We start from the raw sequence: 13,673 nt of genomic DNA on the forward strand, positions 1-13,673 counted from the left end.
GCTAGGCCGTTCCTCCAGTTGCTTTGAACAAGTCATCGGGCATCTGCAATAGCCGGCTGCCCGGGGCCCGCCTACGCAGCTCTCGGTCAAGGTTAGGGGCTGCACCGTCGCACACGACGGTCAAAGAGTGGCCCTTGGGCAAGTCGACTAGCAGCTCAGAGAGCAGGCTCCCACTCAACTGGCCTTCAAGTACTGCCAGCCACTGTCTCCCTTTCACACCCGTGAACCGAGGTGATTCCGGCGTGAGCCTGAAGCCAAGATGCGCCGCGACCGAGCGTTCGAGCACATCGCCTGTTGCCTCCGGAGTAATGAAAAAAGTCTTCGTGTCGCTGCTGTACGGGTCCTCGTCGACGCCCACCCAGACAGGCGAAAGGCGGTGAACGGAAAAGCCACCGCCGCCGGCCCACTGCACCGTGCTGATCTTCTTGGTGGATGTTGCGTCGCGAAGGGCTCTTATCTTGTCGTTGTCGAATTCGATCCCCGATTCCTTCAATTGCGCAAGAACTCGTCCGAGTACGGTGTTGAAGCTGCGGGCTTCTGCGACCGTGGTGTTGCCCGGCAGCTCGGTGTCTGCCTCGTAAATCACGGTCGTCGTCACACCGCCGGAGTCGGCGCCGGCCACAACCTTCTCCAGGCGCGGCTTGGTGAATGTGGCAACGTTGTTTTCTGAGAGCTCACAGGTGACCCATCGTCTCCCGAGCTTGTGAGCAACCGCAGCGGTGGTGCCGGAACCGGCGAAGCAATCCAGCACGATGTCACCGGGATTTGTCGCGATGCGAATGATCCGCTCCAGCAAACGCTCTGGTTTTGGCGTGTCAAAGAGCTTCTTCCCAGGGAACAGTGCCTTTATCTCAGACTTAGCCTGTCGGTTATGACCGACCTCGGTGTTTGCCCACCATGTTCGAGGGTTATTGCCGTCTTCTGGGACATACGCTTTGCGCCCGATGCCACCCGACGCACGAATCAGAATCTCAGGCAGCGGTCCAGCGGAGCGTCGCGCTTCCACGAGCCTGCGTGCCTCTTCGAGGGGGACGTCAAGCACGAGTGCGCATACGCTATTGGATGCCTTTTCGTGTGGTACGCCTTCGTTGTCAGCACGCCACTCCGCGTCATTAAGATTTTCGAGTTTGTACGGCGCCCATTCATTCAGCCCTGCCAGAATGCGCAGCTGCGAATACCGCCAGCTCGATCCACGCGGCGGACGTAGCATCTTCCCTGTCATGGGGCTCTGGATTGCATAACACATACCGCCTGACCCGTCACCGTGGTTACCCGACGGGTTGTCATCCCACCACGGGCCGTTCGGGTCGTTATCAGGATTAGTGAACCGGGCATTGTGCTCTTCTGTCCGGATTGATTTGTTCGGAGAAAATGCATCCGACTTCCGATAGACGATTATGACGTCCTGATCGACCGAGAACCCTGCGCCTCGGCGTGGTGAATCTGCTTTTTGCCAAACTACCTCCGCGACGAAGTTACCTGGCCCAAACTCTTCATCGAGCAATGCGCGCATCCGGTGGTTCTCAGAATCATCCAGATGTACCCAGATCGAACCGTCGTCCGACAGAAGCTTTTTTAACAGTACGAGCCGGTCTCGCATGAATGTCAGCCATACCGAATGCTCGAGGTTATCTTCGTAGTGTGCGAAGACGCCACCTGTGTTGAAGGGCGGGTCGATGTAAACGCATTTCACGCGTCCTACATACCGTTCAGCGAGTTCAGGCACGCGGGTCAACGCCTCGAGAATGTCCCCAGATTCTCCCGTGACAAGCATGTTGTCATGGAGGCCACCGTCTCGAGGATTGCCCACGTGACCATCAGAGATAAGGTAATGCGTTTGGCAGGCCCGCGGATCATTCTTGTCGACCCAAGCGTAGTCGTATGCACCTTCTCTAGTCGGAATCAGCGCCTGATCTTTACCCATCCATGTGAGTTCTAGGCGCCCTTGCAGGTCCCGTTGTGTCATCTAGATGGCTCCTACGATTCTCTTTTTCGCCTAACTGGCAACCCTACACGGGCGTTATGTCCAAGAGGCCGTCGTACTACCCTGCCGAACGTGCCAACCGCGCAGGTCAACGCGCCCCCGAGCGTCGGCGACCTTGCGGTGCCCTGACGAACCTGAAGATCGCCGGGACTCAGCCGGGGCAGCGGCCATCCGGGCCTAGTCCACGCCGATAGCGTCTTTATACGTCAGCCAACCCGGGTGATCTCGGCTCACGTTTGAAGGGATTGGCGTCGGCGACTCTGAATCACGCTATATCTGGCAAAGCTGTGACATCCGGCCTCACTAGCTTTCGCCGCTTGAGTTCCGCCTCGAGGAACATCACCCGTATCCCGTCCGGTTTGCCGCCGCCGATGCGATTCACGGTGTAATCGGCTGGGAACATCTTGACGACTCTGGCTTCCAGCTGGTCGCGTCGGCTCGTCCGCGCGGCGAAGATGCGGGTGGTGTCAAGGGAGCGGAATGAGTCGATCGAAAGGACTGACTCGTCCGGGTTCCCCCACAGCAGCCGGTCGAACGATTTCGTACCGGTCCAGTGTTTCTTGATGCGCGTCCGCATGTCAACGGATTGACCGATGTAAGCCTGCCGGTACTCGTCCAGCACCATCACGTACACCCCTTCTTCCCCGTCCAAGGCCCGCAGATCGCTGACAGGTCGAAGTCCCTTGTTCTTCCGGACGATCTCGTGGAGTGAGTTCTCGAAGTCCGCTGGTGGGATGTGCGCGAAGAACGCCATGTTCAGATCGAAATTGTCCAAGGCCTGCTCGCGTTGTCGTGCGCAGAATTCGTCGGAGAGCAGTGTGTGGTCGTCGTCCTCGTAAGCCCAGGACATGCTGGCCCACTGGCTTTCTGAGAAGAGACTCCGGGGTCCCGGAGTGACGGTGTCTTGTTGGGTAGTGCGTACTGCTCCCGGGTCAGCCTGTGACCGTACTTTCCGGGCCGCATCTGCTCACCGAAATGCTCGACAACCACTCCAACGGCGCGCCGCCCCGGCATTGGTCTGACAGAACGGGAAGCATTCACAGCGCTGATGCAGGCGTCGCAGTCACAGCCGCGCAGGTCTACGCCTAGGACGCCCGGAGGGAACAGGTCGGTCATCGGGCGACCGGCATGTCGAACGTTTCGGTGTTCGCAATCTGCTGAGCGAGGCCTAGGCGGTGCGCAACTCCTTGCTCACGGTCGACCTGACGGTAATCCCTCATGGAAAGAACTATGCTCGGCTCGTTTGACGTTGTCCAACCGAGGTCCGCCTTGAGCATCGGTCCTCACTCGCCTGCCCTTGGGCGATGTTGCTAGCTGGGCAATCTCAACTTGCCGAAGAAGGCCCTGTTCCGCCGCGTAGCCGAGTTGACCAGCCCGTCGAAACTCATGACCTCGATGTACGCCTTGGCGGATTTGCTGAAGCCAAAGTACCTGAGACCGTCGTGCGTCGGGCTCAGGTCCGAGACATTCGCAATCAGGGCGGACTTACACAGGAGTTAAAGTCACGCGCTTGTACTTTATTTTTTAAAAGATGTGGAGTACGGTCTATATAAAAGTTCACCGGATTTCGACGAAAGGCTATCCAATGGTAAATCCAACAACGCAGCTGGTCATTGACATAAGTGACATCAGCACGGATTGCATTGCGCGCCTTCACAGAGCAATTGCCGACGTTCTAGCGCAGCCCGGTAACTCCAGCGAGGCGCTCGGCTGGACGCACTCCGTTGCCGTTGAACTCATCAATCGGCTGCGGGCAATGGACCGCCCCATACAAGAAGCCGTGCTTCGTCGCGAGGTGGAGAACGGCGGTGCAGCCTCGCGCGAAGAGGTTTACGACATCGGTGGCTACGCCCAGGACAGGCAGCTCAAAGGCTTCACTCGAGCGGTCAACACCATTGTTCGCGATCTCGTTGAGGAAGGTCAACTTCCGTCTCACGCACCCAACCCGATGGAACCGCTCTGGGAATTTGGCGGCGCGACGTCGAAATCAGCGCTCGCTTTTGCAATGCCCGCCGACCTCGTCGCACTGTTCCGCGACGCTTTCCAGTCCGTCTAGGCGGGTAGCGACCTCGGCAGGCGTTCGCGCACCGTCGCCTGGCCGCCGTCGCGCCTGCCTGTTCGCTCTACAGCCCTCGGGCTCGCGGGGAGCCGAAAGGTGCCGTCCTTCCTCCTTGCGAAGTCATCCCGGGTCGATTCAGGCAACGAACGGGTCCGGGATGACTATGACCAGGCCGCACGCGGGGCAGTGGCGCCAAACTCGCAATCGGCGCGTGGTCGAGATCGCGTGAAACGCCATCTCGCGTCCGCAGCCTGGGCATAGCGAAGAGTCCCCGCCCAGATCATCATCTTGATCGTCTTCCATTTTGTTACCTGTCTGCTCCGCCATCTTTTCAATCGAACTGGGTGGCCTCGCTACACGGACCGGCCGCTTGGCCGGTCCGTGTAGTGACCAGACGTCGAGTTCTATCTCGAAGCGACTATTCTTCGTCGTCGGCCTTTGGGGTGCGCTGGATTTGGGCGGTGGCCCGGTTGAGGTCGACGCCGATGTTGTCGGCGTCGATGACGCGGACGTAGTGTTTGGCGCCGTCGTCTCCCCAGCTGTTGGTGTGTTCGCGGCCGATGACGATGACCGGGTCTCCCTTGTGGAGTGTGGTTGCGGCGTTGTCGCCGAGGGCGAATCGGGCTTCGACGAAGTGGGTGGTGGCGTCGGGGTGGGCGTGCCATTTTCCGGTGCGGTATTCGCCGGTGTTTTCGATGACGCGCAGCTTGGTGATGTTGATGCTGCCGGCCTGGACGATTTCGGGGTCGGTGGCCAGGTTTCCGGTGATGGTGCGTGTGCTCATCGGTTCGTCTCCTCAGTTTGAATAGTTGATTTGCTGGTAGTGCGATCGGTCTGGTGCTTTCGGAGCTGTGTATCGGTGGGTGATGCTGGGGTGCGGCTGCCCGACTGGGTGGCGGGCAGCCGCTTCTTGTCAGTCTCGGCGGAGTAGGGCGACGAGGGCGGGGAAGGGGGCGAGGCTTTCAGCGAGGCGGTCGACGATCTTCGGGTCGGGCTTGCTCTTGAAGATGCGGTCGATGTGGGCGAGCTGGGTGTCGGTGAGGCTGATGGTGTCGCCGGTGTTGGGGTTGCAGCCGAGGGCGATGCCGGTTCCGAAGAGGACGGCGGGGGTGCCGAGGGCGTGGGCGACGATGGTGAGGTAGAGGTTCAGTGGCGATCCGTTGATGGCGCCTTCGTCGTCGACGAAGAGGTCGATGTTGCCGTTGAGGCGGACGACGTCGAAGTAGTCGCAGGGGATGCTGCGCTGGAGGGCTTCGACGCTGCTGGGTTCGGGCTGGATGTGGACGTACTGGATCTGCTCGTGGGTGATGCGCAGGGCCCGGAGCGGGGTCTTGGGTGTGGTGGTCATTGTTCTCTCCTTCTCGATCGACTGATTTTTTTGCCTTCCGGCGAGAGAATCGATAGCGAGCGGGAGTGGCGGAGTGCCCAGAATTTCGGGCGAAATAAGGGAGCTTGCGACCGCGTCCGAAAATCTGGGCACGGAGCCGCGGAGCGAGCTACGGTCGAGAGCCGGAAAGGTCAAAAAAGCCCCACCAGCACAGCGCCGCGTAGCGGCTCCACTCAGCACTGGCTTGAGGCCCTTTGTCCTGGGCGTGAGCGCGTCCTTCCTTGAGCGGTGCGAGCGGGTCATGGGCTGGTCTGGGCGTTGCCGGTCGGATTGAGCGGGTCTTTTGTGTAGGCGACGTCGATGTGGAGGTGGTCGCAGCTGTCGTCGAGTTGGGCGGCGTGGAGCAGGGTGACGGTTGTTCCGGCTTGGGCTCGGCATTGGGCTTGGCCGACTCTCGCACCGGTCGGTAGTACGGGGTCGAGCACGCCGATGAGTCGGAGGGAGAGTCCGTCGGCGCCGGTGATGCCGCTCCCACCGAGGGAGTAGATGTCGACGGCTTGCCCGCCACCGTTGATCCAGTGCGAGGAGGCGGTGCCGGCGCCTTCGATTTGGCCGGTGCATTTGCGGTTGAGGTCGCTGACTCCGATGCGATGGAACGTCTGCAGTGCCAGGACGAGGATGTGCAGGATGCGGGTGTCGATTCCGCAGTCGGGCACGGTCTTGCCTTGGGCGATCCACCGGATTTCTTTGATGTGGTCGGGGACGAAACCGCGGAGGTTCCCGTTGTCGGCAGCCGCGACTAGCTCCGCCGCCAGACTGGCGGGGTCACCGTTAGTGCCGCAGCTTCCGGCGTTCGCTGTGCCGGTGAGTGCGGCGACGATCTGGGCGGCGGGTGCGTAGAACGGTGTGTAGTAATTCGGGTCCGCATTGTTCTGCACAGCGTGCGCTGCCAGCGTCGGGGGCAAGGATTGCCAACCGGGTACCGCGAGCAGGTGGCTGAAGAAGAGTTGCGCGGACGTGGTCGGGTCCATGCGCTGCGCGAGGGAGCCCCATCCGGCGCGTTGTTGGAAGAGCCCGCGACTGTCGGGTCCAGCTGCGTCGCCGTGGTCGAGGATGCGGAGACCGGACTCCCCCAGAGCCGTCATCACGCCGATCGCTTGGGCAGGGGCATTCAGACCGAGTTGGATGCCGGCGTTGACGATCGCCGCCGCGTTCCCTAGCTGATCCTTCGAGTACCCCGAGACGGTCGCGCTGCCTTGCCCTGGTGCGGCGCGGACCGTACTTCCGGGGCAGCTGCTGCCAGTACCGGAGGAGAGCGCGAGCGAGCTTCCGGTCACGAAGACCAGCGCGGCTGTGCCGGCGACGATCGCTTTAAGGAGTGCCATGTGCGCTTCAGTCGGCGGTACCGGCTGCGAGGCCTTCGTCGGTGTTAGTGAGTTCGCGTTCCCAGCTCGAGCGGATGTGTTGGACGTGGGTTTCGGGGTGGGAGCCGTATTTGAAGATGTAGTGGCCGTCGGCAAGGTTCTCGATGGTGCGCGCGGTCTCCGGGGCCAGTCCGAAGGTTTGTTGGCACCAGAGGGCGTCGTCGGGTCGGGATTGCCGGTAGACGACGACGGTTTGTGCTTCCTGGATGATGGCCATGCCCGGTGAGTCTGTGGGGATGTCGGTGCCTTTATGCATCACGAACACGTTGGAGATCCCGAGGCCCCTTGAGAGTTTCTGGTTCGATTTGATCAGTTGAGCGCCGGGGCCCCCGATCATGTGCCAGCCCTCTTCATAGACGACGGTGGTGGCGGAATCGCGTTCGTGGCGGAGACGGCCGAGCATCCACATGTTCCCGATCGCCATCACCACGGGCACCACCGGCCCATCGTCGGGCAGCTGAGACAGGTCGAAGGAGGTTAGTTTGCCGCTCAGGTCCACAGACTTCGAAGTCTCGCCGTCGAGGAGGCCGGTGTACTCGTCGAGCAGCCCGTTCAGGGTCCATTTCACGGAGAGCCCGGCCTTGTGGAGGTCATCTCGCGCGGTCGGCGAGAGTGCGTGGTATTCGGGGTCGTCGGTGATGTTGCCAAGGTTGGGCAGCACGTCGGCGAGGACGGGCGCGCGGCCTTGGATGCGGTCGACGGTCGCGCGGAGGGCGGCACGGAGGGCTTCTTCTTCCCACCCGTCCAAGGGCTGGTCGCCGCGGGCGAGCCGGGTGACGATGTTCAACAGCCGCGCCTGGCCTTGGATGCCCGTGCCCCTCGCGATCATGGGATCGAGCAAGTTCAGAGTGGTTCCGGTGCCGTCGACGGTGAATCGGATGGGTTCGAACCCGTAGTGGCGGACGACGTTGGAGTATTCGCCTTCCCCGTTCTGGTCCTTCTTGTCGAACACGACCGCGCGCCGTCCCTTGAGGAGCAGGGGGCGGACGACGTAGTTGCATTTGGTGTGGGAGCTTTTCCCGGCGCCGACGTCGCCCATCACGATCACGTTCGGGCTCGACACCTCGCGGGGTTCCGAGTTGTAGGCGGTGACCGGATCGTGGGAAATCGGGGTACGGGAGAGCATGTCACGCCCGTTGACCACACCACGGGTCCCAGTCGGCGGTCCGATCAGTGCCGTGTTCAGGATTTCGGCCTGTCTGGTCGTCGTCGGCGCTCCATCCAGTGCTGGTGCGTACAAGCCGCGGCGCGCCGCCCCGGCGTTCGTCCGGAGCGGTGTGCCAGGTAGTGACCAGGGCACGATCTCCGTGCCATCGCCCTGCGCGTTGCCTTCGGCCGTGGCGTCTGTGGGTGGAGCGAACTTGCGCAGCCCGGGCAATGCCCAGAGCCGTGATTTCGACGTCGGTGTAGCGTCACTGCTCACGAGATTGCTTCCTTGTCGGATCGACCGGCCAATCGGGTGTAGACGCGGCTCGAGAAGGAGGGTGCCGCCGCTCGGAGACCGCGCCCGATGGGCCAGGTGGTGCCGGAGGCGGCGGCTTGGTACGAGTCCAGCCAGTCCAGGCGCTCGATGCCGAGCCCAGTGGAGCAGGTCTCCTCAAGCTGTCGCGAGGCCCGGGCGAGTTCGTCACGGGTGCGAGCGGAGATGGTGACGTATCCGATCCAAGTCGCCCCGTGGTGGTGAGATCCGGCGACGAGGTCCTGCCCGCGTCGCCGCGCCGCCGTCATCTGCACGTCCGTGTCATCCGTGTCGACCTGGCCGCCTTCGCGCCGGGAGAGGGCTTCGGCGGTGTCACGGGTCAAGTCTTGGCGGGCAGCGGCTTTCGCTTCGACAGCGGGGACGAGGTGCAGGTGGAAGGACACGGTCCGGATGAACTGCAGGTCTCGGCCGACGAGCAGGTCGAGCACCCAGAGTTGGGTGCGCGGCGCGGTTGACAGGGCCTCGGCGCGGATAGCCGCGGTGCGATGCCACCACTCCACCGGGGCGCCCGTGCTCGGATCGGTGCCGTCAACCACATGCGCCGAGTACTCATCGTGGGACGCTTCGCCGAGGCGTTCCGGGACCACGTCGGCGACGAAGTCCAAGGGGCGAGTCGGGTTCTGTTGGTGGCGGATCAGGGCGGTGGTCTGCCGGGCCGTGAGGACGTCGATGCGACCCATCTTTGCTTCTCCGAGCCCGCGGGCGGTGGAGGCGATCTCTTGGCGCATCAGGCCGCGCCACCCCTCCCGGCCGGCCCCGTACTTCGCGGCCGCGTCGTGGAAGGCGCCGGTCAGCGGCCACGTGACAGTGACGAAGTGGCGCTGCACCATCGCGTCAGTCCCCGTCAGGCGGAGCACCTCTTCGTAAGAGCTGATGGCTTCGCGGGGTGCCGCGGGATCGAGGCTGTTCAACACCCAGAACTCCTGCAATGCACTATCGGACGGCAACACACGCGTCGTGACCTGCACGTCGCTGACCAGGACGGAGGGCGCGGCACGGACGGCCAGGAAAACACCCCAACCGTGGGCGGCGCGCGCCATCACCGACGCGGATTCGATCCCCCGGAGCTGTCCGGTGACGGCGAACGTCACCGAGAGGTACGGCTGCTCCCCTATGGGCGCATGCCAGGCAATTCCCGGCTCTCCGCGCCCGTGCTGCAGCCAACCGAGCCCGTCGGACCCGTCCGGGTTAGCCCGCATCGCCGTCACTGCCCGATCTGCCGCCCGCGCGGCCTGCCGACCGGCCTTGCCGCGCACAGTCAAAGCGTCGTCGAGGGTTTGCTGCAGTTGGTCCCAAGCCCCGACCTCGTAGGGCACGAAGGTATCGGTGCCGGTCCGACGCCGGTGGTTCCACCGGAACCTTTTGCGGCGGCGGTCGACGATTGAGCCTCGATGAGTGCGCGCCGTCACCAGGAGCGTGACCCCGCAGCTGCCGGCCGTGACGGCCAGGGCAGGCCAGCCGATCAGCGGAGTCAGGACCATGCCGGCCAGCACGGACACCGTGAGGAACACGACCCGGGTGCGTGAATGGGTGCCGCCGAAGAAGGAGCGGTGCCCGCTCTCACCTCCCAAATAGCGGATCACGGTTCTCGGGTCGCTCACGAGCCGCCCACGTTCGGAGTGTCGTCCATCGACGCGGCCGCTTTCTCGCCGGCCTGCTGAACGAGCTGGGCGCCCTTGTGCACGGCCGCGATGCCGAGCGCGGCGATCAACGTCGGCGCTCCGACGACGGCACCAGCACCAGTCGCCGATTCCGCGGTACCCGCGGCCGCGAGGGCTCCTTCCGCACCAACGGTGGCGGTACTGCCCGCGGCTCCCTCCGTCCCAGCAGCCCCGAGTGTCGCCGCCACCCCGGTTCCGGCCGCCGTGTGATCGCTCGCACCCTGCTCCCTTGCGGATCCGGATGTGATAACTGTCCGGCCGCCACCAGTGCCTTTAGCCCCTGCGGTTTCAGTACTCGCGCCGGTAGTCGCGCCAGCCGTGCCGGCGGCCTCGGCCAGGCTCGCGGTAGTCGTACCGGCGGGAGCGGGAGCTCCGGCACTGTCGGGCGGAGATGACGGCGATGTGGGCTTGACCGGGGCGTCTTCAGTGTTGGCTTGGTAGAAGCGGCTGGTGGCTTCGGTGATGTTCGGCGCCCCGATTGGGCCAATGGTGCCGGCCGAGGGCCCGTTGGTGCCGCCGAAGGCCATCGGGATGACCGGGGCGAACTTCATCAGCAGCACGGGCGAGAACGCGGCCATCATCAGCGCAATGATCGCGACGAGCAGGGTGACCATCGATTGCAGGCTGAAGTTGTTGCCGAACGCGTTCAGCTGGTTCGCCATCATCGAGAATGCCAATCCCAGCAGCAGGAACAGCAAGGGGTGTGCGGCCAGGATGCCGATCCACAGCGTCGCGATCTTCAGGCCGAAGCCGCGTTTGTTTTTGTCGATGATCCAGACCAGACCCAGGGGGAACAAGACTCCGGTGAAGTACAGCGTCACCAGTTGGACCAGCAGCATCAGCAGGACGAGGAAGAGGCCGAGGATGATGCAGGTCATCAGCGGTACGGCCATGACCACGCCGCCGGAGATACCGACCGGGTCCGTCTGGTTCAGCATGGTCTCAAACTGGACGGTGATGGAGTCCAGAGTTCCGGTCAGGCCGGCTGCGACGAACACGTCGGTGAGGGAATGGAAGAACTGGATCAAGATTATGCCCAGCGCGGGCCCGAACATCGCCCCGACCAGGAACAGCCCGAAATAGAGTCCGATCGATTCCACGAGGTCACGGCCGGCCTGTGCGCCTCGAGCGGTGCGCACGGCTTGCGGGATGAGGAGCAAGACTGCGACGAAGATCGCCGTTGCGAAGGAGATCTTGTAGGCGTTGATGAACCAGTCGGTTGTGAGGTCCGGCAGGGTCGCGCTCGTCAGCGCCGGCATGATGTCGCGGGTCATGCTCACAGCCGCGCCCTGCAGAGCTTTGAACGTATTCCCCCACGGGTCCGACCAGTAGTTGACGGTTGCGGTCACATTGTTGACAATGTCGCCGACACCGCCGAGGATGCCTCCGATCCCGGGATCATCGCCGTTGGCCATTGGAATCATGGTCAGCATCCGCTCGCGAATGGCTTGCCGATCGCATATAGATCTTCAGTTGATCGTGTCCCGACGGACTTTACGAATTTCCACTTGCCGCCCTCCCACCGGAGAGTGACGGTAATTGATCCGCGGAGGTTGGGGCTCAATTCGCCGTTGATCACAACGCCGGTCCCTATTGTCGCCTCCACCTCGGTGCCGGACGATGACTCCAGGTGCCAGACACCTGGGATTGTCGACAGGTAGTAGTCGGTCGAATCCGGAACGAGCCCACCCGAAAGGTTCGGTCCTGTTGCGAAGAAGCCGGTGAGATCCTTTGTCGGCGCGTCCGAAGCGAGGCCAGTCGTGGCAAGTCTGTCTGAATCAGAAGCGGTCGGGTACGGATATTGGATAAGCCACCGAACAAATGCCGCGGCGACGTCCACTCCCCCTCCTGTCGTTTGAGGTGCTAGTTCTTGGGCCACGCTCACCATCGCTGCGTCACGAACTGGACCGCCCAAACATCCAGTGGGCACGGTATCCGCGCCCTCCGTCGGTGAATTCCCGCCGATGCCCGTTGACTGTCCAGCAATTTGGGTGGGCGTTGGGCCTCTGGTGGAGAAGAAGCCGATGGCGCCTGCAGTGACCAGGAGCACGAGGAAGGCTCCGAGGATCCATCGTCTGGGGCGGCGGCGGGTGCGGGTGCGCATGGGTCAGCCGAAGACCGTGAGGATGGCGCCGACGATGACGGCGAGGGAGGCGAGGACGCCCATGGAGATGCCGGCCCAGAGGGATTGGTTGCGTGCGGTTTTGTATTCGTTGGGGTTGCCGCCGCTGGAGGCGCTGGCCATCCGGGTGACGCCGATGATGAGGAAGGCGACGGCGAGGATGATGCCGATGCCCCAAATTCCGGCGAGGAGTTTTTGCCAGAGTTGGGTGAATTCGGCGCCGAAGATCGTGAAGTTGGGCAGGATCCCGTTGAGTGGGTTGTCGATGGTGTGCACGATCTGGGACAGGATTTCGGGGGCCACGTGTTCGCCTTTCGCCGGGTGCCTCGGGGTTATCGGACGCTGTCCTGGAGGGACCGGACGACGGCGGCCGACGCGGTCGCGAATGCCCGGTAGGTTCCCGGGTCCAGGTGCGCGAGCGTGATCTGGCCGCGTTCAGCGATGTGTGCGTCATACGGGATCTCGAACACGTGGCTAACCTCGGCTGCGTCGATGATGCGGCCGACGCGGTCAACGACCTTCGGGTTCTCAGGACGCCCGTCGGTCAGGCGCAGGATGATGGCCCGGTTGGCCAGGCTTTCAGCCTTCCCACCGGCCGCGCGGAGAACATCGAGTAGCGCAACAGCCTCCAGGACGGCGTCGCCCGCGTTGAAGACCGGGATGATCAGCGCGTCGGCGGTGTCGATGGCGCCTTGGAACGCGGAGGACGAAGGTTGGTTGCCGCTGTCCATGACGCGGATGCCGTAGTACCGGTCGACGACCGCGGCGACGGCTATCACGTCGCCTGCGGTGAGGCGTGGGCGTCGTCCGACGGTGCCGATGACGGACGCGAAGGAGGTTTGCGGGGCGGTGTAGCCGGCGAGTTGTCCGGCGCTGCCGATTGTGGTGATGTCGCGGACGAGTTCGCCGATGCCGCGGTTGGGGTTTCCTTCGGCGCGGAACATCAGGGCGCCGGGGTCGTCGGAGACTTCCATGATGCAGACGGAGCCGCCGCGGACTGCGGCGAGGACCCCGCCGGTGATGATCGCGGTCGGGGTCTTCCCGACGCCGCCTTTCTGGTTGGCGACGAGGACGCTCACGGCGCGGGTCCAGGTGGCCTGCCGGATGGTTTCTTCGTCGCGGCGGAGTTGTTCGGCCAGCTGCAGGTCCCGTTGCTCCGAACGCCCCGGCTCCGGGTGGAAGCCAAGCCGGGCGAGCAGCCCGCGGAGCCCTCGGGTCGCCTGCTTCGGCGGAGGTGTTATGGCGACAATGCCGAGGTCGTCGAGGGGTTCACGAAGCATTCCGCTGGCCCCCGGGCTGACCGGACGGGTCTCCTCCGCGGCACTTACGAACGGCTCGGGAACCGACCCGGCAGACTGATCCCCCCACTCGATTTCAGTTGCAGGTGCGGGTGGAGTCGGCTCCGGCGGGAGGGTTTCCACATACTGATGCGCCCGGCTGGCGCCAGCGAATGCGGTCGGCGTCGGCGCAGCGGCGTCGGTCGGCGTGAGTTCGTCAGCACTACTCACGCGCGAGTCCACCTTCCCGGACTGTCGCAGCCGAGTTCGTAGCTGTGTACGCTCTCCGGCCGAGGCACCGAGGTGTGCGTTCTGCCGGGCCGACTCTGACCGGGTCCG

The 13,673-nt window shown here is 63.6% G+C and carries 12 protein-coding genes; 1 reads left to right on the forward strand and 11 read right to left on the reverse strand.

The features are described from left to right. Position 1 precedes the first annotated feature (1 nt). Both E3O44_RS06840 and E3O44_RS06845 read right to left on the reverse strand, forming a co-directional pair. Entirely contained in the window at positions 2 to 1,966 is a 1,965-nt protein-coding gene (locus E3O44_RS06840) for a site-specific DNA-methyltransferase (RefSeq protein ID WP_134533843.1), read from the reverse strand. A 283-nt stretch (positions 1,967 to 2,249) separates the two neighbouring features. Further along, positions 2,250 to 2,834 carry a GIY-YIG nuclease family protein gene (locus E3O44_RS06845; protein ID WP_134533845.1) on the reverse strand — a complete coding sequence of 195 codons (585 nt, stop codon included), beginning with the start codon at positions 2,832 to 2,834 and terminating at the stop codon, positions 2,250 to 2,252. A gap of 681 nt (positions 2,835 to 3,515) precedes the next feature. On the opposite strand from E3O44_RS06845, the gene E3O44_RS06850 reads away from it, so the two are divergent. Next, on the forward strand, positions 3,516 to 4,040 hold the full coding sequence (locus E3O44_RS06850) for a hypothetical protein (protein WP_166792573.1): 525 nt from the start codon (positions 3,516 to 3,518) through the stop codon (positions 4,038 to 4,040). A 421-nt stretch (positions 4,041 to 4,461) separates the two neighbouring features. Here the strand turns inward: E3O44_RS06850 and E3O44_RS06855 are convergent, their stop codons facing one another. The 9 genes from E3O44_RS06855 to E3O44_RS06890 form a co-directional block, all read right to left on the reverse strand. Then, positions 4,462 to 4,827 (reverse strand): single-stranded DNA-binding protein, encoded by a 366-nt coding sequence (locus E3O44_RS06855; protein ID WP_134533848.1) that lies wholly within the window; start codon positions 4,825 to 4,827, stop codon positions 4,462 to 4,464. A gap of 129 nt (positions 4,828 to 4,956) precedes the next feature. After that, positions 4,957 to 5,391, reverse strand: coding sequence for a DUF3846 domain-containing protein (locus tag E3O44_RS19175; protein WP_166792574.1), 435 nt, complete (start codon positions 5,389 to 5,391; stop codon positions 4,957 to 4,959). Positions 5,392 to 5,669: 278 nt separating this feature from the next. Then, the gene (locus tag E3O44_RS19180; RefSeq protein WP_166792575.1) at positions 5,670 to 6,755 is read right to left on the reverse strand and encodes a hypothetical protein; all 1,086 of its coding nucleotides are present in this window, start codon (positions 6,753 to 6,755) and stop codon (positions 5,670 to 5,672) included. A gap of 7 nt (positions 6,756 to 6,762) precedes the next feature. Further along, positions 6,763 to 7,920 (reverse strand): ATP/GTP-binding protein, encoded by a 1,158-nt coding sequence (locus tag E3O44_RS06865; RefSeq protein ID WP_166792576.1) that lies wholly within the window; start codon positions 7,918 to 7,920, stop codon positions 6,763 to 6,765. A gap of 293 nt (positions 7,921 to 8,213) precedes the next feature. Then, positions 8,214 to 9,875, reverse strand: a complete 1,662-nt coding sequence (locus E3O44_RS06870) for an SCO6880 family protein (protein ID WP_134533854.1) — start codon at positions 9,873 to 9,875, stop codon at positions 8,214 to 8,216. Continuing rightward, positions 9,872 to 11,350: a hypothetical protein gene (locus E3O44_RS06875; protein ID WP_134533856.1), complete on the reverse strand. Its 1,479-nt coding sequence runs from the start codon at positions 11,348 to 11,350 to the stop codon at positions 9,872 to 9,874. Before E3O44_RS06875 ends, E3O44_RS06870 begins: the two co-directional genes overlap by 4 nt. An 11-nt stretch (positions 11,351 to 11,361) precedes the next feature. Continuing rightward, positions 11,362 to 11,775, reverse strand: coding sequence for a hypothetical protein (locus E3O44_RS06880; RefSeq protein ID WP_134533858.1), 414 nt, complete (start codon positions 11,773 to 11,775; stop codon positions 11,362 to 11,364). Positions 11,776 to 12,042: 267 nt separating this feature from the next. Next, positions 12,043 to 12,360, reverse strand: a complete 318-nt coding sequence (locus E3O44_RS06885; RefSeq protein WP_241976123.1) for a pilin — start codon at positions 12,358 to 12,360, stop codon at positions 12,043 to 12,045. A gap of 29 nt (positions 12,361 to 12,389) precedes the next feature. Then, positions 12,390 to 13,337, reverse strand: coding sequence for a hypothetical protein (locus E3O44_RS06890; RefSeq protein ID WP_134533860.1), 948 nt, complete (start codon positions 13,335 to 13,337; stop codon positions 12,390 to 12,392). Positions 13,338 to 13,673 lie beyond the last annotated feature (336 nt).

Source organism: Cryobacterium algoricola (assembly GCF_004402485.1).
GTDB classification, from domain to species: domain Bacteria; phylum Actinomycetota; class Actinomycetes; order Actinomycetales; family Microbacteriaceae; genus Cryobacterium; species Cryobacterium algoricola.

Bases quoted from the DNA above. Each gene is read 5' to 3' on its own strand.
- E3O44_RS06840 (WP_134533843.1), bottom strand. From the start codon at position 1,966: ATGACACAACGGGACCTGCAAGGGCGCCTAGAACTCACATGGATGGGT.
- E3O44_RS06845 (WP_134533845.1), bottom strand. From the start codon at position 2,834: ATGTCCTGGGCTTACGAGGACGACGACCACACACTGCTCTCCGACGAA.
- E3O44_RS06850 (WP_166792573.1), top strand. From the start codon at position 3,516: ATGTGGAGTACGGTCTATATAAAAGTTCACCGGATTTCGACGAAAGGC.
- E3O44_RS06855 (WP_134533848.1), bottom strand. From the start codon at position 4,827: ATGAGCACACGCACCATCACCGGAAACCTGGCCACCGACCCCGAAATC.
- E3O44_RS19175 (WP_166792574.1), bottom strand. From the start codon at position 5,391: ATGACCACCACACCCAAGACCCCGCTCCGGGCCCTGCGCATCACCCAC.
- E3O44_RS19180 (WP_166792575.1), bottom strand. From the start codon at position 6,755: ATGGCACTCCTTAAAGCGATCGTCGCCGGCACAGCCGCGCTGGTCTTC.
- E3O44_RS06865 (WP_166792576.1), bottom strand. From the start codon at position 7,920: ATGCTCTCCCGTACCCCGATTTCCCACGATCCGGTCACCGCCTACAAC.
- E3O44_RS06875 (WP_134533856.1), bottom strand. From the start codon at position 11,350: ATGGCCAACGGCGATGATCCCGGGATCGGAGGCATCCTCGGCGGTGTC.
- E3O44_RS06890 (WP_134533860.1), bottom strand. From the start codon at position 13,337: ATGCTTCGTGAACCCCTCGACGACCTCGGCATTGTCGCCATAACACCT.